The following is a 510-nucleotide window of genomic DNA, read 5'->3' on the forward strand; positions in this document are numbered from 1 at the left end:
ACGATGGCGAGCTGATGATCGTCATTGATGGCGCTGGCAATCGAAAGACATACAAGCACGACAACAATGCCAATGTTATTGCCGAAGTCGATGCCGAAGGTCACGAGACGCGGCTTGTCCGGGACGAAAACGGCCGTGTTATCGAGACGCATTTCCCAAATGGGGCCGTTGAACGACGGACATGGGATGGGCATAACCGTCTGAACTCTGTCACCGACGCGAAGGGTAACACCACTCGTTTTGCCTATGACGCTTTTGGGCGCCTAATCGAAACTGTCGCACCTAACGGTGCCGTAACCCGGCAAAGCTACCGGGCCGGCGCGGGTGGTTTCGATGTCGTCAGCGAGGTCATCCGCCCTGATGGCGTCCGCATGATGAGAAGCTTCGACGGACAAGGTCAGTTGGCGAGCGTCACCGACGGCGAGGGCCGCAGCTGGACCTATCGCTATGGCGCATTCGGGGTCCTCAAAGCGATTGTCGATCCCAAAGGCGGCGAGATCAAGCTTGAGA

Annotated in this window: 1 pseudogene; it reads left to right on the plus strand. The window is 57.6% G+C overall.

The annotated features are described in order from the left end of the window. Positions 1 to 510 (plus strand): annotated as a pseudogene (locus VQ830_RS28760) (hypothetical protein); the annotation flags it as partial.

The organism is Oryzifoliimicrobium ureilyticum (assembly GCF_037199735.1).
Taxonomy (GTDB): Bacteria; Pseudomonadota; Alphaproteobacteria; order Rhizobiales; family Rhizobiaceae; genus Rhizobium; species Rhizobium ureilyticus.